General features: G+C 60.5%; 24 protein-coding genes. 11 read left to right on the forward strand and 13 right to left on the reverse strand.

All coding sequences use genetic code 11. The features are described from left to right. Positions 1-147: 147 nt before the first annotated feature. From rho to MUM_RS0105795, 3 genes are all read right to left on the reverse strand, one after another. Positions 148-1,407, reverse strand: coding sequence for a transcription termination factor Rho (gene rho / locus MUM_RS0105785; RefSeq protein WP_008438874.1), 1,260 nt, complete (start codon positions 1,405-1,407; stop codon positions 148-150). Positions 1,408-1,641: 234 nt separating this feature from the next. Beyond that, positions 1,642-1,971 (reverse strand): thioredoxin TrxA, encoded by a 330-nt coding sequence (gene trxA / locus MUM_RS0105790; protein ID WP_003213989.1) that lies wholly within the window; start codon positions 1,969-1,971, stop codon positions 1,642-1,644. Positions 1,972-2,092: 121 nt separating this feature from the next. Then, positions 2,093-2,788 (reverse strand): FadR/GntR family transcriptional regulator, encoded by a 696-nt coding sequence (locus MUM_RS0105795; protein WP_010167945.1) that lies wholly within the window; start codon positions 2,786-2,788, stop codon positions 2,093-2,095. Between the two features lie 254 nt (positions 2,789-3,042). Here MUM_RS0105795 and MUM_RS0105800 point away from each other — a divergent pair, with 254 nt between their 5' ends. Genes MUM_RS0105800 through MUM_RS0105815 form a run of 4 tightly spaced genes read left to right on the forward strand, consistent with a single transcriptional unit; the run spans position 3,043 to position 5,889 of the window. Next, entirely contained in the window at positions 3,043-3,828 is a 786-nt protein-coding gene (locus MUM_RS0105800) for a transporter substrate-binding domain-containing protein (RefSeq protein WP_010167947.1), read from the forward strand. A gap of 21 nt (positions 3,829-3,849) precedes the next feature. Next, positions 3,850-4,518 (forward strand): amino acid ABC transporter permease, encoded by a 669-nt coding sequence (locus MUM_RS0105805; protein ID WP_003213995.1) that lies wholly within the window; start codon positions 3,850-3,852, stop codon positions 4,516-4,518. After that, positions 4,515-5,165, forward strand: coding sequence for an amino acid ABC transporter permease (locus MUM_RS0105810; RefSeq protein WP_010167949.1), 651 nt, complete (start codon positions 4,515-4,517; stop codon positions 5,163-5,165). Before MUM_RS0105805 ends, MUM_RS0105810 begins: the two co-directional genes overlap by 4 nt. Continuing rightward, a complete protein-coding gene (locus MUM_RS0105815; protein ID WP_010167951.1) occupies positions 5,152-5,889 on the forward strand; it encodes an amino acid ABC transporter ATP-binding protein in 738 nt (245 codons plus the stop codon). The genes MUM_RS0105810 and MUM_RS0105815 overlap by 14 nt, the downstream gene beginning before the upstream one ends. Here MUM_RS0105815 and MUM_RS1000000133035 read toward each other — a convergent pair. The 4 genes from MUM_RS1000000133035 to MUM_RS0105835 all read right to left on the reverse strand — a co-directional run bounded on the left by MUM_RS1000000133035 (position 5,861) and on the right by MUM_RS0105835 (position 10,431). Continuing rightward, on the reverse strand, positions 5,861-6,259 hold the full coding sequence (locus MUM_RS1000000133035) for a hypothetical protein (protein WP_337999221.1): 399 nt from the start codon (positions 6,257-6,259) through the stop codon (positions 5,861-5,863). The two genes, MUM_RS0105815 and MUM_RS1000000133035, sit on opposite strands and share 29 nt — an antisense overlap. A 154-nt stretch (positions 6,260-6,413) precedes the next feature. Beyond that, complete coding sequence (locus MUM_RS0105825) at positions 6,414-8,852, reverse strand: fimbria/pilus outer membrane usher protein (RefSeq protein WP_010167955.1); 2,439 nt, start codon at positions 8,850-8,852, stop codon at positions 6,414-6,416. 97 nt (positions 8,853-8,949) lie between these two features. Beyond that, a complete protein-coding gene (locus MUM_RS0105830) occupies positions 8,950-9,642 on the reverse strand; it encodes a fimbria/pilus chaperone family protein (protein ID WP_081480053.1) in 693 nt (230 codons plus the stop codon). 141 nt (positions 9,643-9,783) lie between these two features. Beyond that, positions 9,784-10,431 carry a DUF1120 domain-containing protein gene (locus MUM_RS0105835; protein WP_010167959.1) on the reverse strand — a complete coding sequence of 216 codons (648 nt, stop codon included), beginning with the start codon at positions 10,429-10,431 and terminating at the stop codon, positions 9,784-9,786. A gap of 480 nt (positions 10,432-10,911) precedes the next feature. Between MUM_RS0105835 and ppx the strand changes: the two genes are divergently transcribed. Continuing rightward, complete coding sequence (gene ppx, locus MUM_RS0105840) at positions 10,912-12,414, forward strand: exopolyphosphatase (RefSeq protein WP_010167962.1); 1,503 nt, start codon at positions 10,912-10,914, stop codon at positions 12,412-12,414. Positions 12,415-12,646: 232 nt separating this feature from the next. Here the strand turns inward: ppx and ppk1 are convergent, their stop codons facing one another. Together ppk1 and hemB are read right to left on the reverse strand one after the other, a co-directional pair. Further along, positions 12,647-14,875: a polyphosphate kinase 1 gene (ppk1, locus tag MUM_RS0105845; protein WP_010167964.1), complete on the reverse strand. Its 2,229-nt coding sequence runs from the start codon at positions 14,873-14,875 to the stop codon at positions 12,647-12,649. Positions 14,876-14,893: 18 nt separating this feature from the next. Beyond that, positions 14,894-15,907 carry a porphobilinogen synthase gene (hemB, locus tag MUM_RS0105850; protein ID WP_010167966.1) on the reverse strand — a complete coding sequence of 338 codons (1,014 nt, stop codon included), beginning with the start codon at positions 15,905-15,907 and terminating at the stop codon, positions 14,894-14,896. 229 nt (positions 15,908-16,136) lie between these two features. Between hemB and MUM_RS0105855 the strand changes: the two genes are divergently transcribed. Then, positions 16,137-16,775 (forward strand): DedA family protein, encoded by a 639-nt coding sequence (locus MUM_RS0105855; RefSeq protein WP_010167968.1) that lies wholly within the window; start codon positions 16,137-16,139, stop codon positions 16,773-16,775. Here MUM_RS0105855 and MUM_RS0105860 read toward each other — a convergent pair. Then, the gene (locus tag MUM_RS0105860; RefSeq protein WP_010167970.1) at positions 16,756-17,991 is read right to left on the reverse strand and encodes a sterol desaturase family protein; all 1,236 of its coding nucleotides are present in this window, start codon (positions 17,989-17,991) and stop codon (positions 16,756-16,758) included. The two genes, MUM_RS0105855 and MUM_RS0105860, sit on opposite strands and share 20 nt — an antisense overlap. A gap of 115 nt (positions 17,992-18,106) precedes the next feature. Between MUM_RS0105860 and elbB the strand changes: the two genes are divergently transcribed. Continuing rightward, positions 18,107-18,772, forward strand: coding sequence for an isoprenoid biosynthesis glyoxalase ElbB (elbB, locus tag MUM_RS0105865; RefSeq protein ID WP_010167972.1), 666 nt, complete (start codon positions 18,107-18,109; stop codon positions 18,770-18,772). Here the strand turns inward: elbB and MUM_RS0105870 are convergent. Then, positions 18,769-19,221, reverse strand: a complete 453-nt coding sequence (locus MUM_RS0105870; RefSeq protein ID WP_010167973.1) for a YaiI/YqxD family protein — start codon at positions 19,219-19,221, stop codon at positions 18,769-18,771. The genes elbB and MUM_RS0105870 overlap by 4 nt on opposite strands. 2 nt (positions 19,222-19,223) lie before the next feature. Continuing rightward, positions 19,224-21,119 (reverse strand): FTR1 family protein, encoded by a 1,896-nt coding sequence (locus MUM_RS0105875; protein WP_010167976.1) that lies wholly within the window; start codon positions 21,117-21,119, stop codon positions 19,224-19,226. A gap of 306 nt (positions 21,120-21,425) precedes the next feature. On the opposite strand from MUM_RS0105875, the gene MUM_RS0105880 reads away from it, so the two are divergent. From MUM_RS0105880 to MUM_RS0105895, 4 genes are read left to right on the forward strand one after another with little or no spacing between them, the layout of a single operon-like run. Next, positions 21,426-22,823 (forward strand): COG3014 family protein, encoded by a 1,398-nt coding sequence (locus tag MUM_RS0105880; protein ID WP_010167977.1) that lies wholly within the window; start codon positions 21,426-21,428, stop codon positions 22,821-22,823. Positions 22,824-22,833: 10 nt separating this feature from the next. After that, positions 22,834-23,205 (forward strand): YcfL family protein, encoded by a 372-nt coding sequence (locus MUM_RS0105885; RefSeq protein ID WP_003214024.1) that lies wholly within the window; start codon positions 22,834-22,836, stop codon positions 23,203-23,205. 29 nt (positions 23,206-23,234) lie between these two features. After that, on the forward strand, positions 23,235-23,822 hold the full coding sequence (gene lpoB / locus MUM_RS0105890) for a penicillin-binding protein activator LpoB (RefSeq protein ID WP_010167979.1): 588 nt from the start codon (positions 23,235-23,237) through the stop codon (positions 23,820-23,822). 3 nt (positions 23,823-23,825) lie between these two features. Then, the gene (locus MUM_RS0105895) at positions 23,826-24,569 is read left to right on the forward strand and encodes a hypothetical protein (protein WP_010167980.1); all 744 of its coding nucleotides are present in this window, start codon (positions 23,826-23,828) and stop codon (positions 24,567-24,569) included. Between the two features lie 138 nt (positions 24,570-24,707). Here MUM_RS0105895 and MUM_RS0105900 read toward each other — a convergent pair whose 3' ends face one another. Further along, positions 24,708-25,340 carry a LysE family transporter gene (locus MUM_RS0105900; RefSeq protein WP_003208844.1) on the reverse strand — a complete coding sequence of 211 codons (633 nt, stop codon included), beginning with the start codon at positions 25,338-25,340 and terminating at the stop codon, positions 24,708-24,710. Positions 25,341-25,393 lie beyond the last annotated feature (53 nt).

Here is a 25,393-nt window from a genome sequence, read left to right on the forward strand (position 1 = left end):
TGTTAGCCCGATCAGATTGACAGCGAGTGTAGTCACACACGCCGATTTGTTACGAAACAGACACACACTAATGCCAAACCTCCCTTTTCAGAAACAAAAAAAATGGCGCCCTGTAGGGCGCCATTTTTTTGGACCTGAAGCGTCGTGTTACTTGCGCTTCATCGACAAGAAGAACTCGTCGTTGGTCTTGGTGGTTTTCAGCTTGTCGATCAGGAACTCGATGGCCGCAACTTCGTCCATCGGGTGCAGCAGCTTGCGCAGGATCCACATGCGCTGCAGTTCGTCGTCGGCGGTCAGCAACTCTTCGCGGCGTGTGCCGGAGCGGTTGATGTTGATGGCCGGGAACACACGCTTCTCAGCGATACGACGATCCAAAGGCAGTTCCATGTTGCCGGTACCTTTAAACTCTTCGTAGATCACTTCATCCATCTTCGAGCCGGTTTCAACCAGCGCGGTGGCGATGATGGTCAGCGAGCCGCCTTCTTCGATGTTCCGCGCAGCGCCGAAGAAACGTTTCGGTTTCTCCAGGGCGTGGGCATCGACACCACCGGTGAGCACTTTGCCGGAGCTCGGGATCACGGTGTTGTAGGCACGGGCCAGACGGGTGATGGAGTCGAGCAGAATCACCACGTCTTTCTTGTGTTCGACCAGGCGCTTGGCCTTCTCGATCACCATTTCGGCAACCTGCACGTGGCGGGTTGGCGGCTCATCGAACGTCGAGGCAACCACTTCGCCGCGCACGGTGCGCTGCATTTCGGTAACTTCTTCCGGACGCTCATCGATCAGCAATACGATCAGGTGAACTTCAGGATTGTTACGGGCGATGTTCGCTGCGATGTTCTGCAGCATGATGGTCTTACCGGCTTTCGGCGGAGCGACGATCAGGCCGCGCTGGCCTTTGCCGATCGGGGCGCACAGGTCGATCACACGACCGGTCAAGTCTTCGGTGGAACCGTTACCGGCTTCCATCTTCATGCGCACGGTCGGGAACAGCGGGGTCAGGTTCTCGAAGAGAATCTTGTTTTTCGCGTTCTCGGGACGATCGTAGTTGATCGTGTCGACCTTGAGCAGGGCGAAATAACGCTCGCCTTCCTTTGGAGGGCGGATCTTGCCAACGATGGTGTCACCGGTGCGCAAGTTGAAGCGACGGATCTGGCTCGGCGAGACGTAGATATCGTCTGGGCCGGCAAGATAGGAGGCGTCTGCAGAGCGGAGGAAGCCGAAGCCGTCCTGGAGAATCTCCAGCACGCCATCACCGGAGATTTCCTCGCCGCTTTTCGCGTGCTTTTTCAGCAGGGAGAAAATCACGTCCTGCTTGCGCGAACGGGCCATATTTTCTATGCCCATCTGTTCGGCCAATTCGAGCAGTTCGGTAATCGGCTTTTGCTTGAGTTCAGTCAGATTCATATAGGAATGACGTAATCATTTATGGAGGGGGGGAAATTAAGCTTTTGGCTTAATGAGGCCGCGCCGCAGAGAAGGCGACAGGATCGCGTACTAATCGAAAAGGAGAGCGTCGGCGACGGCTTGCAGGGGGCAATGGAGAAACCAGTGCGGGGCCGAATGTACCACCTGAGTTTCGGAGCGTCTAGCCCTGTATCACGAAAAAGCCCCGCTATTTGCGGGGCTTTTTGAGGACGCTTAGATGTTCGCGTCGAGGAAAGCTTGCAGCTGGGACTTCGACAGCGCGCCGACCTTGGTGGCCTCGACATTGCCGTTCTTGAACAGCATCAGGGTCGGGATACCACGCACGCCGTGCTTGGCCGGGGTTTCCTGGTTGTCGTCGATGTTCAGCTTGGCAATGGTCAGTTTGCCTTCGTAAGTAGTAGCAATGTCGTCCAGGACCGGAGCGATCATTTTGCAAGGACCGCACCACTCAGCCCAGTAGTCAACCAGCACCGGGCCCTGGGCCTTCAGTACTTCGGCCTCAAAGGTCGCGTCGGTGACGTGCTTGATAAGATCGTTGCTCATGGATGTCTCCGGGTTGTAAGCAAAAAAAACGTTGCCCATCATAGCCGCCCTTCCCGCGTTCAGGAAGCCGCAGCTGATTGACTCTTGCTATGGTGGTGCATGAGTTTGGGTATAGCCCAACTCAAGGGGTCACGGGAGTGATGAACGCAATGCCCGTACGCAGCGCCGCGTTACGTACGTGTTCCTGCATGCTTTTCTGCGCCGCCCCGCTGGCGCGCCGAGCCAGTGCACGGAGGATCTTTCGGTGTTCCTGCCAGGTCTCCATGGCCCGCTCTGGCCGGATGAACGGTAGCTTCTGGCTCTCCAAAAACACCTCCGCACTGGCGCTGAGGATGCTCACCATCGCCTGATTGCCGCTGGCCAGCAGGATGCGCCGGTGGAATTCGAAGTCCAGCCGGGCTGCCGCTTCAAAGTCGCCAGTCTTTAACTCCTTGCGCATCGCCTCGACATTGTCTTCCAGAACATCCAACTCATCGGTGGTCAACGTCACTGCCGCCAGCCCCGCCGCAAAGCCTTCCAGCGCGTAGCGCAACTGAAAGATATCCAGCGGCGTTGCCTGTGCCGTAAATGGCCAGGCCAACCCCGGAGCTTCCTCGGCGGCTTGCACAAACACGCCTTTGCCCGGCTGCACACTGACCAAGCCCAGGGCACTGAGCGATGACAAGGCTTCACGCAACGAGGCCCGGCTCACGCCCAATTGCAGCGCCAAATCGCGCTGGGAGGGCAATGCATCGCCCGGCCCGAAGCCCTCATCGGCGATCAATTTGCGGATGGCCTGTAACGCCACTTCCGGTACGGCTTGGGCGATGGAATTCATAAAAACTCAAATTTCCCGTCAACTGAGCGGCTAGTTGTAAAGCTATTCGCGGCGCCCGGCAAGCCACGCCCCAAAGGGGCTCGCGCGGTTTTGGCGGCGCTCGAAAAGGGTGCAGAAAGCGCATCAACTGTTCAGACCAGTAAGACCGCCAGAACTCAACGGCTACCGGCCTTTGCGCGAATAAGAGCAGTACTGGCATGGGCTGTGCACTGACAACACTCAGAAAATCCTTTCGTCCTTTTCGGAGAGTTGCCATGACCAAGCGTTGCAGCGCCCTGCTCACTGCCCTGTTTGCCAGCCTGATGCTGAGCCAGGCGCCCGCCCAGGCCAACGGTCTGGACGATATCGTCGCCCGTGGCACCCTCAAGGTGGCCGTACCTCAGGACTTCCCGCCGTTCGGCTCGGTCGGCCCCGACATGAAGCCCCGCGGCCTGGACATCGACACCGCAAAACTGCTGGCCGACCAGCTCAAGGTCAAACTTGAACTGACCCCGGTCAACAGCACCAACCGCATTCCGTTCCTCACCACCGGCAAGGTCGACCTGGTGATTTCAAGCCTGGGCAAGAACGCCGAACGGGAGAAGGTCATCGACTTCTCCAAGGCCTACGCGCCGTTCTACCTCGCCGTGTTCGGCCCGCCGGATGCGCCGGTCAGCACCGTTGACGACCTCAAGGGCAAAACCATCAGCGTGACCCGTGGCGCCATTGAAGACATCGAGCTGACCGCCGTCGCGCCTAAAGAAGCCACGATCAAGCGCTTTGAAGACAACAACTCGACCATCGCCGCCTACCTGGCCGGCCAGGTGGACCTGATCGCCAGCGGCAACGTGGTGATGGTGGCTATCAGCGAGCGCAACCCCAAGCGCGTGCCGGCACTGAAAGTGAAGCTCAAGGACTCGCCGGTGTACGTGGGCGTGAACAAGAACGAGCCGGCGTTGCTGGACAAGGTCAACCAGATCCTGGTGGCGGCCAAGGCCGACGGCAGCCTGGAAAAGAACGCAATGCAGTGGCTTAAAGAGCCGCTGCCGGCTGATCTCTGATCGCGGTAACGAGGGTTAGCTATGGCCTATCAATTCGACTTTGTGCCGGTTCTGGCCAATACCGATCTGTTGCTGCGCGGCGCGCTGTTCACCCTTGAGCTGACCGCCATCGGCGCGGTGCTGGGCGTGGCGCTGGGAATCGTCGGCGCCGTGGTGCGGGCGTGGAAAATCCAGCCGTTCAGTTGGATCTTCGGGGTGTATGTCGAGTTGATCCGCAACACGCCGTTCCTCGTGCAGTTGTTTTTCATCTTCTTCGGCCTGCCGTCCCTGGGCCTGAAAATCACCGAATGGCAGGCGGCGGTGCTGGCAATGGTGATCAACCTCGGGGCGTACTCCACGGAGATCATCCGCGCCGGGATCCAGGCGATCCCTCGCGGGCAACTGGAAGCGGCGGCCGCACTGGCGATGACGCGCTTCGAAGCGTTCCGCCACGTGGTGCTGCTGCCGGCACTGGGCAAGGTCTGGCCGGCCCTGAGCAGCCAGATCATCATCGTGATGCTCGGTTCGGCGGTCTGCTCGCAGATCGCCACTGAAGAGCTGAGCTTTGCCGCCAACTTTATCCAGTCGCGCAACTTCCGTGCGTTTGAAACCTACGCACTGACCACCCTGGTCTACCTGTGCATGGCATTGATGATCCGCCAATTGCTCAACTGGATCGGCCGGCGCTATGTGATGAGGAACGCCCGATGAGTGATTTTTCCTTCTGGGACATCGTGCGTAACCTGGCCACCGGCTTGCAGTGGACCTTGCTGTTGTCGCTGGTGGCGTTTATCGGCGGCGGCGTGATCGGCTTGCTGGTGATGACCCTGCGCATCAGCAACAAGGCCTTCCCGCGCAACGTCGCCCGCACCTACATCGAACTGTTCCAGGGCACGCCGCTGCTGATGCAGCTGTTCCTGGTGTTCTTCGGCATCGCCTTGCTCGGCGTGGACATTTCGCCCTGGCTGGCAGCGGCGATTGCCTTGACCCTGTTCACCAGTGCCTACCTGGCCGAGATCTGGCGGGGCTGCGTCGACTCCATCGCCCACGGGCAATGGGAGGCGTCCGCGAGCCTGGCCCTGAATCCGCTTGAGCAATTGCGCTACGTGATCCTGCCCCAGGCCCTGCGCATTGCCGTGGCGCCGACCGTGGGTTTCTCGGTGCAAGTGGTCAAAGGCACCGCCGTGACCTCGATCATCGGCTTTACCGAGCTGACCAAAACCGGCGGCATGCTCGCCAACGCTACCTTCGAACCCTTCATGGTCTATGGCCTGGTGGCGCTGGGTTACTTCCTGCTCTGCTACCCCTTGTCCCTCAGTGCGCGCTACCTGGAAAGGAGACTGCATGCCTCTGCTTAGAATTTCCGCCCTGCATAAGTATTACGGCGATCACCATGTACTCAAGGGCATCGACCTGAGTGTCGAAGAAGGCCAGGTGGTGGCGATCATCGGCCGCAGCGGCTCGGGCAAATCCACCTTGCTGCGTACCCTCAATGGCCTGGAGTCGATCAACGACGGGGTGATCGAAGTGGACGGCGAATACCTCGACGCCGCACGCGCCGACCTGCGCAGCTTGCGGCAGAAAGTCGGCATGGTGTTCCAGCAGTTCAACCTGTTCCCGCACCTGACCGTGGGGGAAAACGTCATGCTCGCCCCCCAGGTGGTGCAGAAAGTACCCAAGGCCAAGGCCGCGCAGCTGGCGCGACAAATGCTCGAACGGGTTGGGCTGGGGGAGAAGTTCGACGCCTTCCCCGATCGCTTGTCCGGCGGCCAGCAACAGCGGGTAGCCATCGCCCGGGCGCTGGCAATGTCGCCCAAGGTGTTGCTGTGCGATGAAATCACCTCGGCCCTGGACCCGGAACTGGTCAACGAAGTGCTCAGCGTGGTGCGCCAACTGGCCAAGGATGGGATGACGCTGATCATGGTCACCCATGAAATGCGTTTTGCCCGGGAAGTGGGCGACAAGCTGGTGTTCATGCACCAGGGTAAGGTGCACGAAGTCGGCGATCCGAAAATCCTGTTTGCCAATCCGCAGACCGCCGAGCTGGCCAATTTCATCGGTTCGGTGGAACAGCCAGGCTGACCAGCTCAAGGTTTCCCAGCCCCTCCAGCAGCGTCTCGCTGCGTACCCCGAGGGCTGCGGAAGGCACGTGCGCCTCAACATCAACCTGGGCCGTCAATCGACGGCCCACCAACGGCAATCCTGCCGCTCGCGCAACCAGCGTCTGGCCAGGCAACAAGCGCCCGGTGGCAGGTTCGACGGGCAAGTGGGCGACTGCCCATTCAACAGCCTGGCCATCGACCTGGGCGTGCTTGAGGTTCAGGGTGAATTGCCCCTGGCGACCAAAGCGGAATCCCTGGCCATCCGCTGGCACGCCGCTAAATCGCAACGCCATCACCGACGCATCAGCACAGACAACGTTCAGGTGCAGGGTACGCGTGCCCAAGGACACCGATTGGCTATCCTGCTGCCCATGCCGAACAGGACCATAGTCAATCCGCGACTGACTCAATGACAGTCGACACGTATCAGCACGCGCTTCGTTCGACATGGCGATTACAAAGAGCAAGAAGTACAGCATAAGCCCCAATCGCAGGCTTCCAGGCTCAGCGGGCAACACACACCGCCCCAGCCGTTTCGTAGAGTTTGTCATCGTTGATCTCTTGCTCAGGGTTCAGGTGCAACAGGCAGATGCTTGAGTCTGGCAGTGAGACATGCAGGGTTTGCTGCTCACTGAGATTGTTCAGGAAGATCATTCCCTCCCCCACGACGCTGGTCAGGAAGGTATTGTCCCTGCTGAACACCGAGGCGCCTTGAGGCAGAGGACGCCCCTGTTCGTCTTGTGCTTCAAGCAGTACGCGGCGAACTTTCACCACATCGAAATCCACAGTATTGAAGGACCCGCGTCCGGCGGCGAGGACCTTGGTCCCGTTCTTCAGATCGACGCGCTTGGGCAGGGATTGGGTCTGTACCTCAATGCGGCTGCTGGTATAGGCCGGCAGGCCGGCAATCACCGCATGCCCTCGATAGTCCGTCCAGACCGGCCCCTGAGGGGTCGCTACCCTCGCGGCGCCAATATCACCCACAGAGAGGACGCCGAAGGTGTCTTGAACGCTGTAGGGCGAGAACGTCAGCCCGCGCTCATGGGCCACAACGCCACCGTGCAATTGCCCGGTATAACTGGTGCCCAACGGGTCGCGGCTCACGCCGAGCCCGACACGGGTATAGCGCGGCATCACGTCCACATGGCCGCGAACCGTTTGCTCACGGTCGGCAACATCCCGCTCCGCAGCCACCTCATAGTTCACATACTCATTGACTCGCTCACTGAGCGCGGTGCCCACATCGAACCTGTCGCCACGACGGCTGGCGTAGGATCTCAGGCGACGGTCTTCTCCCAGGGGGACGCTGACCTGAAGCCGCATCGACACGCCTCCCGGCCCCTGCTCCTCAAGGCGCCCCCTGACAAAACCGTTTTGATTGCGCGGCTGCGATCCACCGACCTGGGAATCGGCAATCAACGAAACATCGACGCCACTGAACGTTTTGTTCCACGAGGCAAACAGGTGCCCGGTTGCTTGTCCGTCAAATTGTGAGCTGCGGGTATAGCTGATTGAGAAGCCGCCCAGTGACGGCTCGGCCCAACTCAAACCCGCCGTGTACTGATTCTTGAAGCGGGCGTCCAGATCATCGACCCTTGATGACTGTCCCGCTTCCAGTACCTCGCGGTAACCCCGGGTCTGTGTGGTGGCGCTCAGGCTGATGTCGATACCGGCGACCAACGGACTGCCAAGGGACAGCGTGCTGCGTGCTCCGGATAATTCGTCCAGCCCGTCACGGGAAAGAGTGTGGCGCAGGCCCACGGAAACCCGCTGGAAAAAGACACTGCTCAGGGTGCCGCCTGCGGCTTGATAGTCATCGGTACTGAGCAATCCGAAACCCACCGATGCACCCCGCCCAACACCCCAGGTCCCGCTGCCCATGGCAACTACCGGCTGCTCGATGTCGTCGGTTGAGCGCTCGCGCACTTTGCCAAGGGAGAAGTAATAACCAGGCGTTACCGGGGCCATCCCTCGAAAGGACGCTGCCGGCACCACGAAACTGCGCTTTGCATCCCGGACGTCAATCACGGTTACGTCAAGGTCGCTGGTGCCATTAAGCAACGGCAAGCCAGTCAGCCTGAATGGCCCATCCGGCACCAGCGTGGTGTGAATCAACACACCTGCCTGGCGCACTTCGATACGCGACTGGCCTTGTGCCAGACCTTCGACTACCACGGCGTTGCCAGCAGAAGGCGTTCGAGACTGCCCGTCTGGGGAAAACTGCACGCCCGACAACTGAATCCCGCCAAATACCGGATTGTTGCTGGAAATTTGACCCACCTGGAACGTCGACCGCAACGCGGCAATATCGCGCTGGGCATAAGCATGCACATGCTCGGTGCTGGTCTTGCCATTGTCTGAAACATAGAACTGACGACTACGGACAACCCAGTTACCCAGGTTGAACCCCGCCTCGGTATAAGCAGATACATAGCGGCTGGGCGCTCCGCGCGAGCGGGTATCGAACGCCAATACGTCATAGTTGAACAAGGCCGCGGCCCCACCCTGGGAAAAACTCCCGGGCTCCCATTCTGGCTCGCGCAAGGACTGGGTCGGCACCACCAGCGAGACCTCATCGCTGCCAGGGCGCAGTCTCACCATCGTCGCGGGATATTCGCCGAGAAAGTCATGACAAGCCTGATCCGGTGCAATCCCCGGGCGAATCACTGCAGTGGGCACCCACAAACCAGCCTTTTCCAGCAGCCCGCGGGTAAAGCACAGTTGCCCCTGGTAATCGAAGCGCGCATCCACCAGCCCCAGCGGGGCTCCGTTGACTCGCAGGCCCACCACATGGACCCCCTCACGAAACCGCGCGGCACTGCGAAAGTAATCAGAGACCTTCGGGTCAATCCCATGACTGGTCAAGGCGGCAAGATCAAAGCCCTCCCCCAACTCAATCGCCGGGGCGTAGCCGGGCAGGCCCCATAGCGTTGCAAGCCCCATGAAAATCTTCGTACGGCAAACCCAGAAAACCGGGGTGCTGACAACTGGTTGGCGCGAGGGCCGCAGCCCTGCGATATTCATTGTTCTCATGGCCCGCTCAACCTGCATCAGCAACAAGAGCGGCGCGGTAGCTGTCGACCATATACCCGTAGACCGTGGCCGGATGAAACTCGACCGAAGCCACGCCCGTTAATGATCCGTCAACCTGGGCGATCAGTACTTCCCCGGGCAAAATATAGGTCCGAGGCAAGATGGCCAGGTGCTTTTGCGGGTGCAGTTGTACTTCCATTCCCAGGCGAACTACGTAGGCACTGTCGTTATGAACGGTCAGTTGCTCGCCTTCCCGCTTCCATTTGAGCAACTCCCACGGCGATTGATGCCGGGGCAACCCCTTCGGGTGCAGGATCAACGGCAGGTTCTGTCGTAGGGTGATTCCGATGGTGGTGCCCCCCGGTGCACGCGCCTGGGGAATACCCTCGAACGAAATACGCTTCAACCGCTGGGTCTTGAGGGGCTCTTTAAGAGTACCGATGAAACGCACAAGCTGCGTTTCGCCGCTTTCTACACGGGTAATGGGCGGCGTGACAATCAACAGTGGTTCCTGGTCCTCGGGGATATTCTCAATGACCGAATGAAGTAGCGCAGGGCCGGCATCCGTGTTTCTTATGTTGATCGTCGCCTCTCCATCCTCTTCATAAAGAACGACAACCGTTGTTTCGGGCTGCATACCGTCTGCTACTGCCATGCAGGAAAAAAATAAAGCACAACTTGCACACCACAGCAGCGCCATAGTGCCCCTTGAAAGACTACTCACTGAGCTCTCCCGCACATTAAAAGTAACAGCTGCCTAACAAATAAACCGATAAGCGCAGCCGATAGGAAACGGAAAACTTTTAGAAGCTCCCGTTTCAATACCGGCTGTTTCAGGCGTTTAGATGTAATTCAATACGAGAGTCGTGCGCCCATCGAGCGTAATATCCTGGGTAAGGTTTAAGTCTTGCCCCCGGTTGATAACCGCCTTTACTGCGAGTGTCCCTGTTAGTTGCGCAACACGGGCCGGTACAATAGTCACCCCGTTGCGCCACGAGTATTGACTGGGGGTTTGGGCCACTTTGCCATCACTGTTCTGCCAAGCCCCGCCGCCGACCCGCATGATCGGATTCAGAACTACACCCGCAGCCCTGAGGTCCCGGAGAGTAACCGAGTAACCACCGGTGCGCCGTGAGCCTTCGGCGCCCAAGCCATAATTTTGCGCCTCAGTGTAACCAGCACCCAGGATGCCCGGGACTTTGGTGTGGGCTTGCAGGTCGGTAAGGGTCAATCCGAACTGCGCTGGGGTGGTACCGCAATTGACGACCAGCGAGGTGATCTTTTCTTCGCGGGGGTTAAAGGCCGTCGGCGACAACTCACCAGAGAGAATCGGGCCGTAATCAATAATTCCGCCAGCGCCCAGGCTGAGATTGCAGGCGCCGGGAATAATAGTGCCCCTGACAATCAACTGTGCATTTGTCGTCGCTTGAGCACCAATACTTGCAGCCAGGCAAACAACGCCCATCGTCAAACCCAATATTTTCTTCATGTTCAACCTGTCACTAAAAGTTATCAGGCGCCTTTTATTATCGCCAGGGCCGCTCCACTGCCCTACCGCACTTCATCCTTGAAATACAAAACCATAAATAAATAGCACCACGGCCTAATTGCCGAGTGACAGTCTCGCTCTTTAATACCCAGAGAAAGAATAAGACAAACCCTTAACTACTGTCAGAGCAGTAAAAAGTGATTGTCATTGCAAACCGATCTGCCGGTAGTCCCAAGCAACATATCGACCGGACAAGTAATACGCCAACGTAGGCAAATTCAGTAAAAACATCCAAATCGAGGAAATTAATTATTTCCTATATACCCTTCGGACTTAACGTCAGACGCAAAAGTAATCGCCCTACATTTCCTACAAATCTTGCTCCAGGACAGCTATAGGAGAATTCCCATAGCACTACGCGTTGGCGTCAGCGGTTGATCGTGGCACGATGGCGAGGTTATCGACCGAGACCCCTTACCCATGCCGCAATCCCAAGCCAAGAATCTGTCCCTGATCGCCGCCATCGACCTGGGCTCCAACAGCTTTCACATGGTCGTGGCCAAGGCCCAGAACGGCGAAATCCGCATCCTTGAGCGGCTCGGCGAGAAAGTGCAACTGGCTGCCGGGATCGACGACGAGCGTCAGCTCAATGAAGAATCCATGCAGCGCGGGCTCGATTGCCTCAAGCGCTTTGCCCAACTGATCAACGGCATGCCCCCGGGTGCCGTGCGGATCGTCGGGACCAACGCCTTGCGTGAAGCCCGCAACCGTGGCGAATTTATCCGCCGTGCCGAGGAGATCCTCGGGCACCCGGTAGAGGTCATCTCCGGCCGTGAAGAAGCGCGCCTGATCTACCTCGGCGTGTCCCACACACTCGCCGATACGCCGGGCAAGCGCCTGGTGGCCGACATCGGCGGTGGCAGTACCGAGTTCATCATTGGCCAGCGTTTTGAGCCGCTGCTGCGCGAAAGCCTGCAGATGGGTTGCGTGAGCTACACCCAACGCTATTTCAAGGACGGCAAGATCACCCCGGCCCGTTACGCCCAGGCGTACACGGCGGCGCGGCTGGAGATCATGAGCATCGAGCACGCCCTGCACCGCCTGACGTGGGATGAGGCCATCGGTTCTTCCGGCACCATTCGCGCCATCGGCCTGGCGCTCAAGGCCGGCGGCCACGGCGCCGGTGAGGTCAACGCTGAAGGCCTGGCCTGGCTCAAGCGCAAGCTGTTCAAGCTGGGGGATGCCGAGAAGATCGACTTCGACGGCATCAAGCCTGACCGCCGCACGATTTTCCCGGCAGGCCTGGCGATTCTCGAAGCGATTTTCGATGCCCTCGAACTGCAACGCATGGACCACTGTGACGGCGCCCTGCGTGAAGGCGTGCTGTATGACCTGCTGGGACGCCATCACCACGAGGACGTCCGTGAACGCACCCTCAGCTCGCTGATGGAGCGTTACCACGTCGACCTGGAACAGGCGGCGCGGGTTGAGCGCAAGGCGCTGCATGCCTTCGACCAAGTGGCCGCGGATTGGGACCTGGAAGACGGCGTCTGGCGCGAACTGCTGGGCTGGGCCGCGAAGGTCCATGAAGTGGGGCTGGACATCGCCCACTACCATTACCACAAGCACGGCGCTTACCTGATTGAACACTCGGACCTGGCGGGCTTCTCCCGGGAAGACCAGCAGATGCTCGCACTGCTGGTACGCGGCCACCGTCGCAATATTCCGAAGGACAAGTTTGCCGAGTTCGGTGATGAAGGCATCAAGCTGATTCGCCTGTGCGCGCTGCTGCGCTTTGCGATCCTGTTCCACCACATCCGTGGTACCCAGGAAATGCCGCAAGTGGTGCTGCGCGCCAATGCCGACAGCCTCGACGTGGTGTTCCCGAAAAACTGGCTGGATGAAAACCAGCTGACCCAGGCGGATTTCGCCCAGGAAGCGGAGTGGCTGACGCGGGTTGGGTTTACGCTGAACGTTCGCTGATACGATCTACTGTGGCGAGGGGGCTTGTCCCCCGTTGGGCTGCGAAGCAGCCCCAAAACCTGCAAAACTAATCTGACAGACAGGGCGATGTAGCGTTATCAGGGGCTGCTGCGCAGCCCAGCGGGGGACAAGCCCCCTCACCACAAAAGCATCCCCTGCTCTGTTGATGCCTATGCGCCCCAAAAAAAACGGCCCTCGATAGGGCCGTTTTTTTATGCCGCCAACTCCAGCCTCAATTCACCGTCAGAATCGGGCTGCCCAGCTTCTCCAGCAACGTCGCCTGGGCGCTGCGCGGGTTCTGGTTGCCGGTCGGGGTGTTGCGCACGTAGCGCCCGTCCGACTGCAGGCTCCAGCTGTGGGTGTTGTCGGTGAGGTAACTCTCCAGCTCCTTCTTGACCCGCATGATCAGCTTCTTGCCTTCCACCGGGAAGCACGTCTCCACACGCTTGTCGAGGTTGCGCTCCATCCAGTCGGCGCTGGAGAGGAACATCTGCTCCTCGCCGCCGTTGAGGAAGTAGAACACCCGCGTGTGCTCCAGGAAGCGCCCGATGATCGAACGCACGTGGATGTTATGGGAAACCCCGGCGATGCCCGGACGCAGGCAGCACATGCCACGCACCACCAGGTCGATACGTACGCCCGACTGGCTGGCCTTGTACAACGCGCGGATGATCTTCGGATCGGTCAGCGAGTTGAACTTGGCGATGATGTGCGCCGGCTTGCCGTCGAGGGCGAACTGGGTCTCGCGGGCAATCATGTCGAGCATGCCCTTCTTCAGGGTGAACGGCGCGTGCAGCAGCTTCTTCATGCGCAACGTCTTGCCCATGCCGATCAACTGGCTGAACAGTTTGCCGACGTCTTCACACAAGGCGTCATCGGAAGTCAGCAGGCTGTAGTCGGTGTAGAGCTTGGCGTTGCCGGCGTGGTAGTTGCCGGTCCCCAAGTGGGCGTAACGCACGATCTCACCGGCTTCGCGGCGCAGGATCAGCATCATCTTGGCGTGGGTCTTGAAGCCGACCACGCCGTAGATCACCACCGCGCCGGCCGCTTGCAGCCGGCTGGCCAGTTGCAGGTTGGATTCCTCGTCGAACCGCGCGCGCAGTTCGATCACCGCCGTCACTTCCTTGCCGTTACGCGCGGCGTCTACCAGCGCATCGACGATTTCCGAGTTGGCGCCGGAGCGGTACAGGGTCTGGCGCACAGCCAGCACGTGCGGGTCCTTGGCGGCCTGGCGCAGCAGGTCGACCACCGGAGTGAAGGACTCGAACGGGTGCAGCAGCAGAATGTCCTGCTTGCTCACCACGCTGAAGATGTTCTCGCTGTTTTGCAGCAGTTTCGGGATCTGCGGGGTGAACGGCTTGTATTGCAGCTCCGGGTGACTGTCCAGGCCGGTGATGCTGAACAGGCGCGTGAGGTTCACCGGACCGTTGACCTGATACAGCTCGCTCTCGCTCAGGTTGAACTGCTTGAGCAAGTAGTCGGACAGGTGTTTCGGGCAGGTGTCCGCCACTTCAAGACGTACTGCGTCACCGTAGCGACGGGAGAACAGTTCGCCGCGCAGGGCACGGGCCAAGTCTTCGACGTCTTCGGAGTCCAGCGCGAGGTCGGCGTTACGGGTCAGGCGGAACTGGTAGCAGCCCTTGACCTTCATGCCCTGGAACAGGTCGTCGGCGTGAGCGTGGATCATCGACGAAAGGAATACATAGTTATCGCCAGGCCCCCCCACCTCTTCCGGTACCTTGATGATCCGTGGCAGCAACCGCGGCGCCGGGATAATCGCAAGGCCCGAGTCTCGACCGAAGGCGTCGATACCTTCCAGCTCGACGATGAAGTTCAGGCTCTTGTTCACCAGCAACGGGAACGGGTGCGTCGGGTCGAGGCCGATCGGGGTGATGATCGGCGAGATTTCGTCGCGGAAAAAGCGGCGTACCCAAGTCTTGAGCTTGGTGGTCCAGTAGCGGCGACGGATGAAGCGGACCTGATGTTTTTCCAGTTCCGGCAACAGGATGTCGTTGAGGATCGCGTATTGGCGGTCCACGTGGCCGTGCACCAGCTCGCTGATACGCGCCAGGGCCTGATGCGGTTGCAGGCCGTCGGCGCCGGCTTGTTCACGGGCGAAGGTGATCTGCTTTTTAAGGCCGGCGACGCGAATCTCGAAGAACTCGTCCAGGTTGCTGGAGAAAATCAGCAAAAACTTCAGCCGCTCCAGCAAGGGGTAGGACTCATCCAGTGCCTGTTCCAGCACGCGGATGTTGAATTGCAGTTGTGACAGCTCGCGATGGATGTACAGGCTGCTGTCATCCAGGTTGGTAATCGCAACCACCGGCGCCGGCGCGGCAGCTGGCGTCTCGGCTGCCGCAACGGGTGGAGCCGGCTCCAGCTCCGGCGGGGTCTCGGTGACTTGTTCGACCACCGGGTGAGCGTCTTTTACGGCAACTTCTGTGAGTCCTTCGGTATTCATCGAGTGTTCCTGTGAGGGCTATTGTTGCTCTCTAAGCAATTGGGCGGCGCGGGCGGCGAAGTAAGTCAGGATGCCATCAGCACCCGCGCGTTTAAAGGCAGTCAGGGATTCAAGAATCACCCCTTCACTCAACCAACCATTCTGGATCGCGGCCATGTGCATGGCGTATTCACCGCTCACCTGATAGACAAAGGTCGGCACCTTGAATTCCTCTTTGACCCGATAAAGGATGTCGAGGTACGGCATCCCGGGCTTGACCATGACCATGTCGGCGCCTTCGGCCAGGTCTGCCGCCACTTCGTGCAGGGCTTCGTGGCTGTTGGCCGGGTCCATCTGGTACGAGGCCTTGTTGGCCTTGCCCAGGTTCAGCGCCGAGCCCACCGCATCGCGGAACGGGCCGTAGTAGGCGCTGGCGTATTTGGCCGAGTAGGCCATGATTCGTACGTTGACGTGGCCGGCCAGCTCGAGCGCTTCGCGAATCGCCTGGATGCGGCCGTCCATCATGTCTGACGGCGCCACCACCTGGGCACCCGCCGCCGCATGCGACAAGGCCTGCTTGACCAGCGCATCAACGGTGATGTCGTTCTGAACATAGCCTTCTTCGTCGAGAATGCCATCCTGACCGTGGGTGGTGAACGGGTCCAGGGCCACGTCGGTGATCACCCCCAGTTCCGGAAAGCGTTCACGCAAGGCACGGGTGGCGCGCTGGGCGATACCGTCCGGGTTCCAGGCTTCGGCGGCGTCCAGGGACTTGAGCCCGGACGGCGTGACCGGAAACAGCGCCAGCGCCGGAATCCCCAGTTCGACCCAGTTCGCCGCCTCTTCAAGCAGCAAATCAATGGTCAAGCGCTCCACACCCGGCATCGACGCCACCGCTTCCCGACGATTTTCACCGTCCAGCACAAACACCGGCAGGATCAGATCATTCACCGTCAGGACGTTTTCACGCACCAGACGACGTGAAAAATCATCACGACGGTTGCGACGCAGACGGGTGGCGGGAAACAGACGGTTGGCGGGGGTAAAGCTCACGGCAGACTCCTGAGCCCGGCTTGACGGGCGAGCGTGACAGTTATAAGCGGCCATTATGACGAAGGAATTACAGTTGTGGTTAGCTCATACACCGTAAGGCAACAGTCGTGCGACCTGTAGTCGCATTCGTCGTTTATGTAGGAATTGTTCACTTCGTGACACATCTCGATACTTTCATGAATGTTCACGAAGGCGTAGGCTGCGCGTTCATTTCGCCAGCACCCAGACCATGCTTCAACAATTTCTGCATGACTTCGGCTACTTTGCGCTGTTCCTAGGCACCTTCTTCGAAGGCGAAACCATTCTGGTTCTCGCAGGCTTCCTGGCGTTCCGTGGATACATGGATATCAACCTGGTGGTGGTCGTTGCCTTTTTCGGCAGCTACGCCGGCGACCAGTTGTGGTATTTCCTGGGGCGCAAGCACGGCCGCAAGCTGTTGGCACGCAAACCGCGCTGGCAATTGCTGGGCGATCGCGCGCTGGAACATATCCGCAAGCACCCGGACATCTGGGTGCTGAGCTTCCGCTTTGTCTACGGTTTGCGCACCGTGATGCCGGTGGCCATTGGCTTGTCGGGCTACCCGCCGGGACGCTACCTGTTGCTCAACGGGATTGGCGCCGCCGTATGGGCCGCCGCGCTGGGGGCTGCGGCTTACCATTTTGGCGCGGTATTGGAAGGCATGCTGGGCAGCGTCAAGAAGTATGAGCTGTGGGTACTGGGCGCACTGCTGGTGCTGGGCCTGGGCCTGTGGCTACGCCGGCGCATCAAGAACGCCCGCCTGACCCGTGAAGCCTGCGCCGCTGAAAAGGTTCGCCTGGCGGCAGGCGAACCGGAAAAAGCCGAAAAGCCTACGACGCCAGTCGAGTAAGCCGGTCTCTGCAACAGTAGAGGCCGATGCCGCTGAGCAAGCTGTAACTGACCAGGCCCAGCCAGCCCAAAGAGCTGGCCGGCCACAGCCCCACCAGCGGTGCCAGCCACACCAATGGCACATTCAACGCCAGGCGCACCAGCTCGGCCTTCAGCGCCCACGGGCGATTCTCCAACGCCACACCCAGGGTGAACAACCCCAACGCCATCGCGCTCCAGCCCAACACCAGGGCGGCGGTCGGCAAACCCTCGCCAAAATTCATCAGATAGCTGCCAAACCCCACGTACGCGGCAAACTGCAGGGCGATGTAAATCTGTTGGCGCCCATCCAGCGGCACCTCGAATTTACGGAACTGGCTCAAGTCCGGCTTGGCCATCGGGTACTTCGCCGCCACATCCGCCGGGCGCCAGCCGGTGCGCATGAACCAGATACGCAGCTTGTCCCACCCGCTTTCAGTACGCCGCGCGTCACTCCACAGCTGTGCATAAAACTGCAGGTTGGCCCATAGCGGGTTCCAACTGGCCAACGGCGTGGTCACGCCAAAGATCACCGGCTCGTTGTCGTCTTCTTCCTGGAAGGAGCCGAACAGACGGTCCCAAATAATGAACACCCCGCCGTAGTTGCGATCCATGTAGAGAGCGTTCTGTGCATGGTGGGCCCGATGATTGGATGGCGTGACGAAGAACCACTCGTACCAGCCGAGCTTGGGCACATGGCGCGTATGCACCCAGAATTGATACAGCAGGTTGAGGGAAGCCACGCTGATAAACACCACCAGCGGCACGCCGAGTACGGCCAGCGGCAGGTAGAAGATCCAGCTCAGCAGGAAGCCGGTACTGGTCTGGCGCAAGGCGGTGCTGAGGTTGTAGTCCTCGCTCTGGTGATGCACAGAATGGGCGGCCCAGAGGATGTTGCGCTCATGGCCCATGCGATGCAGCCAGTAGTAGCAGAAGTCGTAGAACACGAAGGCGAACACCCAGGTCCAGACGCTCTGGGCCGACAGTTCGATGATCGCCAGGTGCTTGAGGGCGAAAGCGTAGGTGAGGATGCCCACCCCTTTGGTCAGCAGCCCTGTGGTGGTGGACAACACGCCGGTGCTGAGGCTGTTGATGGCGTCCGCCACCCGGTAGTTGCGCTGGCCGCGCCGGTAGTCGGCGAGCAGCTCGACCACAATCAAGGCAATGAAAAACGGTACCGCGTAAGGGACGAAGTCCATGGGCAAGTCCGGTCAATTATTGTTACATCTAGAGTAGGTGTAGCGGCTGGATATCCCATTGGCAATGAGTGACAAATGAGTAGACATTTAACGCCATGAATCAGGAGAAATGCCCATGAGCAAAAAGATTGCAGTGATCCTTTCCGGCTGTGGCGTGTACGACGGGGCCGAGGTTCATGAAAGCGTGATCACCCTGCTGCGCCTGGACCAGCGCGGCGCCGAGGTGCAGTGTTTTGCACCGAACATTGCCCAGTTGCATGTGATCAACCACCTGACGGGCGAGGAAATGCCCGAGTCGCGCAACGTGCTGGTGGAGTCGGCGCGCATTGCCCGGGGCGAGGTGAAGGACATCCGTGACGCCAACGCCGAGGATTTCGACGCGCTGATCGTGCCCGGCGGGTTTGGTGCGGCAAAAAACCTGTCGAACTTTGCCGTGGAAGGCGCCGGCTGCAGCGTCAACCCGCAGGTGCTGGAACTGGCTGAGGCGTTTGCCGAAGCGGGCAAGCCAGTCGGGCTGATCTGCATCTCGCCGGCCCTCGCAGCGAAGATCTATGGCCCGGGCGTGACCTGCACCATCGGCAACGATGCCGACACTGCGGCCGCCATGGACAAGATGGGCGCCACCCACCAGGAATGCGCCGTAGACGACATCGTCGAAGACAAGGCGCGCAAGCTGGTGAGCACCCCGGCCTACATGCTGGGCAAGCGCATCAGCGAAGTGGCGTCAGGCATCAACAAGCTGGTGGACCGCGTGCTGGAGCTGACCCACGAGAACGACTAAGCCTTCATCAACCGGGTCAGAATCCGATCCAGTGAGTTGGCAAACGCCTGCTTCTCCTTGTCCCCATGGGGCGGCGGACCACCGCCCATCTGGCCTTGCTCGCGCAGGTCGGTGAACAGGTTACGCACCGCCAGCCGCTCGCTCATGTTTTGCGGGCTGAACTCCTTGCCTCGCGGGTCCAGCGCCGTCACGCCCTTCTTCACCAGGCGGTCGGCCAGCGGCACATCGCTGCAGATCACCAACTCGCCGGGCACCGCGTGCTCAACCAGGTAGTCATCGGCGGCGTCCGGGCCGCTGGGCACCACGATCAGCTTCACACACGCGAAGCTCGGCTTGATCTGGCTCTGCCCCGCCACGAGCACCACTTCAAACTGGCGCTTGAGGGCGAACTTCACCACCTGATCCTTGGCCGCCCGCGGGCAGGCGTCGGCATCGATCCACACGCGCATGGCTAGGCCACCACGCGGCGTTTTTCAGCCAGGCGGCTGCGGCCGTACAGCACCATAATCGCCAGGATGGCCACGGCCTGGGCACCCAACGAATACGCATCGGCGTGGATACCCAGCCAGTCAAAGTCAAAGAACGCCACCGGCCGGGTACCGAAGATCCCGGCTTCCTGCAACGCCTTGACGCCATGCCCTGCAAACACCACCGACAGCGCGCACAGCAACGCCGCGTTGATGCCGAAGAACAGCGCCAGCGGCAGTTTCGCCGAGCCCCGCAGAATCACCCAGGCCAGGCCCACCAACAGCACCAGCGCCGTGGCACCACCAGCCAAAACCGCGTTGTGCCCGGCCGGGCCGGCCTGCAGCCACAGGGTTTCGTAGAACAGGATCACTTCGAACAGCTCGCGGTACACCGAGAAGAACGCCAGCATGGCAAAACCGAAGCGCCCGCCACCCCCCACCAGGCTGCTCTTGATGTAGTCCTGCCAGGCCGCTGCGTGACGGCGGTCGTGCATCCAAACCCCGAGCCACAGCACCATCACGCTGGCAAACAGCGCGGTGCAGCCTTCCAGCAACTCACGCTGGGCACCGCTGACGTCAATCACATACGCCGCCAACGCCCAGGTGGCCAGACCGGCCAACAGCGCCAGGCCCCAGCCGACGTTGACGCTGCGCACCGCCGATTGCTGGCCGGTGTTACGCAGGAACGCGAGGATCGCCGCCAGCACCAGAATCGCTTCCAGGCCTTCGCGCAGCAGGATCAGCAAACCGGAGATGTAGCTCAGGGACCAACTCAGGCCATCGCTGCCCAGCAGCCCGGCAGATTCGGTGAGCTTGCCCTTGGCCACGTCCAGGCGCTGCTGGACCTGCTCGATCGGCAAACCGTCCTGCAAGGACTGCCGGTAGGCCATCAGGGCCTTTTCGGTGTCCTTGCGCACGTTGGCGTCGACATTGTCGAGGGAGCTTTCAACCAGCTCGAAACCCTCCAGGTAAGCGGCTACCGAAAGGTCGTAGGCCTGCTCGTGCTCGCCATTACGAAAGGCCGCGAGGCTTTTGTCGAGGGTGGCCGCGGTGTAGTCGAGCAACTGCGCCGGGCCACGCTTGACCTGCGGCGGTTGGGCGCGCTGGGCACGGAAGGTGGCGACGGCGTCCGGGCCTTCGGCGGCCAGCACTTCATTGGGGGTCTGGCGCGCAAGGTCGGCGAGGTTGAAGGACTTTTCGCTTTTCGCGGCAGCCGGGTCGGCGGTGAAGCCGGCGATGTAGGTGGCCAGGTCCCAGCGCTGGCGGTCGTCCAGTTGATCGGCGAAAGACGGCATGTCGGTGCCTTCCACGCCCAGCCCAAGGGTGTTGTAGATCGCGTAGAGGCTCAAGCGGTCGAGGCGTGCCGCGTCCCGCAGGTTGGCGGGCGGCGGGGTCATGCCGACGCTTGCCGGGCCATCACCCGCGCCAGAGGCGCCGTGGCACACCGAGCAGTTCTGGGCATACAGCGGCGCGCCACGGGTCGGGTCGGGGGTAATGGCCGGGGCCTGGCTGACTTCATATGCCACCGCCAGCTTGGCGCCCAATTGCCGGGCCTGATGGGCAACCGCCGCGCCATCCTGATGGGCCGTCACGGCTGCGAGCAGTTCATCCACGCCTTTTATCAGCTCGGCGCGCTCGGGTTTTTCCGGTAGCTCAGCCACCAACCCCTGCAAAACCCCAAGAAACTCCACCTGTTCGCGGTATTCCGAATCATCGATGACCTTGCCCGCCTCCACCGTCGGCGGGTAGTCCGCGCCGATGTAGTCCAGTAAATGCAGGGCCTGGGGGGCACCCTCGGCAGTTGCGGCCAGCAGGTTGAAACTGCACGACATCAACGCCGGCAACACCAGCCAGGCAAGAAAACGGAAGGGGGCAATCATGAATGAATCTCAAAGGGAAATACGAAGTAACACATTGTCAAACCTGAAGGGCTTTGACTCAAGGCGTTAGTGATTTGGGAGTGGGAATCCCAACACAGAGGTAGTGGCATCTCATCGAAAAACGGATCCAAAAGGCCATTGTTTTGCCAGCAATGCAGCTTATAATGCCGCGCCTTCGTTATTGCGAATTGGCATTTCGGCTCCTCTTTTTATGAGGAATTGGCAGGGTCGCTACGCGCTCCTGCCATGGGTGATTCGGCCCGACCAGCACATTCGGCCGATTACGTTCAGGGAAGAAGCTCTTCGATGGCATCTCGCGCCTTTACCTCGCTCGCGCTCGCGGCGGTCACGTTGTTGTCCGGTTGTTCGATGTTTCGCAGCTACGACACCGAGCTGCAAGCCACCAACCAGCAGTTGGCCACCGGCAATGTCGACGGCGCGCTGACCCTGCTTGAGAAGAACAACACCGGCGACGACAAAGACCTTCTCTACTACTTCGAAAAGGGCGAATTGCTGCGGGCCAAGGGCGACCTGACCGGCAGCCAGACCGCCTGGCGCAGTGCCGACCTGCAAGTCTACAAGTGGGAAGAATCGGTCAAGTTCGACACCGACAAGTACCTCGCGCAGTTCGGCGCCTTTCTGGTCAATGACAAGGTCCGCCGCTACGAAGGCTACGACTACGAAAAAGTCATGCTCACCACGCAGATGGCCCTGAACCTGCTGGCACTGAATGACTTCGACGGCGCCCGAACCGAAATCAAGAAGACCCACGAACGCGAAGCGGTGATTGCAGACCTTCGGGACAAGGAATACCTCAAGAGCGAAAACGAAGCCGAGCGCCAGGGCATCGCGACCCAGTTCAAGGACCTGCGCGGATACCCGGTGGAAAGCCTCAATGCCCCGGAAGTGGTGGGCCTGAAGAACAGCTACCAGAGTGCGTTCAGCCATTACCTGGCCGGTTTCGTCTACGAAGCCCTGGGCGAAAAGGACCTGGCCGCACCGGGTTATCGCAAGGCCGCCGAACTGCGCCCCAACACACCGCTGCTGGAGCAGGCCCTGCTCGACCTGGATAAATCCAAAGTCGGCGCCGATGAGACCGACGTGCTGATCGTGGTGCAAAGCGGCCTGGCACCGGCCCGCGACTCGATTCGCCTGCCCCTGCCGATCCCCATCGACGGCCACCTGGTGATCACCCCGCTGTCGTTCCCGGTGATCAAGCCCGACACCACCACCGCGACCTTCGCCCAGATCGGTGTCGACGGCCAGCAGCAGAACCTCACCGCCCTCAACAGCACCACCGCCATGTCCCGCCGCGCCCTGCGGGATGACATGCCGGGCATCATCCTGCGCACCACCGTGCGCGCCGTCACTCGCGGAATCACCCAGAACAACCTGAACAAGACCAACCCGATGGCCGGCCTGGTACTCGGTATCGCCTCGGCCGTCACCGAAGGCGCCGACACCCGCACCTGGCGCACTTTGCCGGACATGACCCAGGTGACACGCCTGCGCCTCAAGCACGGCGAGCATCAGGTCAGCCTGCCCAACGCCCTGGGCGGCACGCTGGTGACGGTCAAGGCGGACCAGCGCTATCAGGTGATCACCCTGCGCGTGGTCGGCAACCAGGTATTCGCCGGCGGTCTTGCGGCCCACGTGGTGCAGAGTCATCCGTCCCAGGCAGTCGCCACTCTCAAACAACCTTAAGGAGCACGCTATGCGTCATTTCATCCTCGGCGCCCTGGCGCTGATCCTGCTGGCCGGCTGCGCCACCCCGCCACCGCCGGAACCCGGCAGCGCCGCGAGCAAAATCGTGGTGATGGGCAAGTTCAAGGGCATCGCCGTGGGCGCTATCCGCGTCGCCCGGGAAAACGGTTTCCTGACCGCCAAGGTGCAGCTGAGCAACATCACCAGCAGCAACCAGATGATGTATTACCGCTTCGCCTGGCTGGGCGCCGATGGTTTTCCGGTGGGCGACGAAGAGACCTGGAAGGTGCTGAACCTCTACGCAAACCAGGCGACCTTCCTGCCGGCCATCGCCAACCTGCCCCAGGCGGCGGACTTCCGTCTTGAAGTCAAAACCCCTTGAGCCGTCCACCCTTTTTGAGAGATTTATCCATGTTTGCACGCTTCTCGTTCCTCGCCGTGGTGGCCGTTCTGGCCAGCGGCTGCGCCAACACCTCGCCGGTACTGGGCGGTAAAAACATCAGCTACGGTGACACCAAGGCCGTGGAACTGGTGACCAACGAGTTCGGCTCCACCGACCTGCAGATGATCGCCGAAAGCATGACCCGCTCCCTGGCACAGTCCGGCATTCTCCAGGGCCGCCCGGTGGTGCAGGTGTATGACGTGAAGAACAAAACCAGCGAGTACATCGACACCCGCGAGATCACCACGTCGATCAAGACCCAGCTGATGAAGACCGGCACCGCCCGCTTCGCCAGCGACAACACCGACATGCAGAGCCAGGTCGACCAGTTGAAGCTGCAGAACCAGAGCGGCCTGTACAAGAAGTCCACCGTCAGCAAGACCGGCAACATGGTCGCCGCCAAGTACCGCCTGGAAGGCTCCATCAGTTCCATCGTCAAGCGCAGCTCGGACTACAAGGACGTGTTCTACAAGTTCAGCCTGCAACTGGTTGACGTGGAAAGCGGCCTGGCCGAATGGATGGACGAAAAAGAAATCCGCAAGACCACGGAGCGCTAAGCAATGCGTGCATGGATCGGCATGATCGGCCTGCTGTGCGCCTTTGGCGCCTCGGCCGCACCGAAGATCGCGGTAACCGACCTGGCCTACGAGGCCCGGGTGGAGGAGTACATCCACCAGGTCGCGGCCAGCAACAACTTCCAGACCAGCGCCTACAACGCCAGCGGCGGGTCGAGCTACAGCGAGTACGAAAGCCGCACCAGCTACATCGAGCAAACCGAACTGCGCAAGTTCAGCGGCGACATCAAGGGTGAAATCCTCAAGTCCCGACAGTTCCAGCTGGTGCAGGGCACGCCTTACACGGCTGACGCCAAGGGCGATGTGTACGACGTAATCAAGCGGATCAAGGCCGGCAACTTCAAGGGCGCGGACTACGTGCTGTTCGGCACCTTGTCGGACATCGACTTCACCCAGGATGTGAATGCGCTGGACCACACCAACAGCTATTCGGCGGTGCTGGGCCTGACGCTGGTGGCAGATTTCAGCCTGATCAACACCCGCACCTTTGAAATCACCTCGGCGTTTACCGCCATGGGCGAAGGCCAGGACACCAAGCTGGTGAACAACCGTGACGTGCGTGTGAGCCTGAACCGGCCGCGTGTGGTGCGAGAAGTGTCGAAGGCGTTGGGAGAGGATGTGGCACGGCAGTTGGCCGAACAACTCGGCGGTGGTTATCAGGAAGCACCTGGGCAGCCTGCATTGCGCAATAACCTGCCACGGGATGAAGCGCCGAAGATCTTGCGCTGATTACCAAACGCACGGGCAACGCAAAACCAATGTGGGAGCTGGCTTGCCTGCGATGCAGACGCCTCGGTGTATCAGTTACACCAGGGTGACGCTATCGCAGGCAAGCCAGCTCCCACATGTTTGATCCGGTTTGGTCAGTTACGCCGTTGCGCGATGCAAGCTGGCCAGGAACCCCGCCGCGCCGACGAACAACCCGGCAAACGTACGGTTCATGCGCTTCTGCTGCTTCGGTGTGCGCAACAACCGCAACACTTTCGAGGCCAGCCCGGTGTAGCCAGCCATCACGATCATGTCCACGCAGATCATTGTCGCGCCCAGGATCAGGTATTGGTTCAACAACGGCGCCTGCGGGTTCACGAACTGCGGCAACACCGCCAGCATGAACACCAGGGCCTTGGGGTTGCTGGCGTTGACCAGGAACCCACGGAACATCATCGCCATCGGCTTGCCGATCGGGCGAATCGCCGCGTCATCGCTAAGGTCGGTGGGCAGCGCGCGCCATTGCTTGATGGCGAGATACACCAGGTAAGCCACGCCAAACCACTTGATCGCATAGAACGCCGTGGAGGATGCCGCGAGAATCGCGCCGAGGCCGCCGGCCACCACGGCGATTTGCATCGCCAGGCCCAGTTGCAGGCCCAGGGCATTCCAGTAGCCGCGCAGGAAACCGTATTGCAGGCCGCTGGACATCGACGCAATGGCGCCAGCGCCAGGAGAGAGACTGATGATCCAACTGGCCAGGAAAAAGGCCAGCCACGTGTCGAGTGCCATTACCCACCTCAGAGCTTAGTTTGCTGAATGTTTCTAAACTAACGCTGCCGGCC

It is taken from the genome of Pseudomonas sp. PAMC 25886, from assembly GCF_000242655.1.
Taxonomy (GTDB): Bacteria; Pseudomonadota; Gammaproteobacteria; order Pseudomonadales; family Pseudomonadaceae; genus Aquipseudomonas.

Bases quoted from the DNA above. Each gene is read 5' to 3' on its own strand.
- rho (WP_008438874.1), bottom strand. From the start codon at position 1,407: ATGAATCTGACTGAACTCAAGCAAAAGCCGATTACCGAACTGCTCGAA.
- trxA (WP_003213989.1), bottom strand. From the start codon at position 1,971: ATGAGCAACGATCTTATCAAGCACGTCACCGACGCGACCTTTGAGGCC.
- MUM_RS0105795 (WP_010167945.1), bottom strand. From the start codon at position 2,788: ATGAATTCCATCGCCCAAGCCGTACCGGAAGTGGCGTTACAGGCCATC.
- MUM_RS0105800 (WP_010167947.1), top strand. From the start codon at position 3,043: ATGACCAAGCGTTGCAGCGCCCTGCTCACTGCCCTGTTTGCCAGCCTG.
- MUM_RS0105805 (WP_003213995.1), top strand. From the start codon at position 3,850: ATGGCCTATCAATTCGACTTTGTGCCGGTTCTGGCCAATACCGATCTG.
- MUM_RS0105810 (WP_010167949.1), top strand. From the start codon at position 4,515: ATGAGTGATTTTTCCTTCTGGGACATCGTGCGTAACCTGGCCACCGGC.
- MUM_RS0105815 (WP_010167951.1), top strand. From the start codon at position 5,152: ATGCCTCTGCTTAGAATTTCCGCCCTGCATAAGTATTACGGCGATCAC.
- MUM_RS0105825 (WP_010167955.1), bottom strand. From the start codon at position 8,852: ATGGGGCTTGCAACGCTATGGGGCCTGCCCGGCTACGCCCCGGCGATT.
- MUM_RS0105830 (WP_081480053.1), bottom strand. From the start codon at position 9,642: ATGGCGCTGCTGTGGTGTGCAAGTTGTGCTTTATTTTTTTCCTGCATG.
- MUM_RS0105835 (WP_010167959.1), bottom strand. From the start codon at position 10,431: ATGAAGAAAATATTGGGTTTGACGATGGGCGTTGTTTGCCTGGCTGCA.
- ppx (WP_010167962.1), top strand. From the start codon at position 10,912: ATGCCGCAATCCCAAGCCAAGAATCTGTCCCTGATCGCCGCCATCGAC.
- ppk1 (WP_010167964.1), bottom strand. From the start codon at position 14,875: ATGAATACCGAAGGACTCACAGAAGTTGCCGTAAAAGACGCTCACCCG.
- MUM_RS0105855 (WP_010167968.1), top strand. From the start codon at position 16,137: ATGCTTCAACAATTTCTGCATGACTTCGGCTACTTTGCGCTGTTCCTA.
- MUM_RS0105860 (WP_010167970.1), bottom strand. From the start codon at position 17,991: ATGGACTTCGTCCCTTACGCGGTACCGTTTTTCATTGCCTTGATTGTG.
- elbB (WP_010167972.1), top strand. From the start codon at position 18,107: ATGAGCAAAAAGATTGCAGTGATCCTTTCCGGCTGTGGCGTGTACGAC.
- MUM_RS0105870 (WP_010167973.1), bottom strand. From the start codon at position 19,221: ATGCGCGTGTGGATCGATGCCGACGCCTGCCCGCGGGCGGCCAAGGAT.
- MUM_RS0105875 (WP_010167976.1), bottom strand. From the start codon at position 21,119: ATGATTGCCCCCTTCCGTTTTCTTGCCTGGCTGGTGTTGCCGGCGTTG.
- MUM_RS0105880 (WP_010167977.1), top strand. From the start codon at position 21,426: ATGGCATCTCGCGCCTTTACCTCGCTCGCGCTCGCGGCGGTCACGTTG.
- MUM_RS0105885 (WP_003214024.1), top strand. From the start codon at position 22,834: ATGCGTCATTTCATCCTCGGCGCCCTGGCGCTGATCCTGCTGGCCGGC.
- lpoB (WP_010167979.1), top strand. From the start codon at position 23,235: ATGTTTGCACGCTTCTCGTTCCTCGCCGTGGTGGCCGTTCTGGCCAGC.
- MUM_RS0105895 (WP_010167980.1), top strand. From the start codon at position 23,826: ATGCGTGCATGGATCGGCATGATCGGCCTGCTGTGCGCCTTTGGCGCC.
- MUM_RS0105900 (WP_003208844.1), bottom strand. From the start codon at position 25,340: ATGGCACTCGACACGTGGCTGGCCTTTTTCCTGGCCAGTTGGATCATC.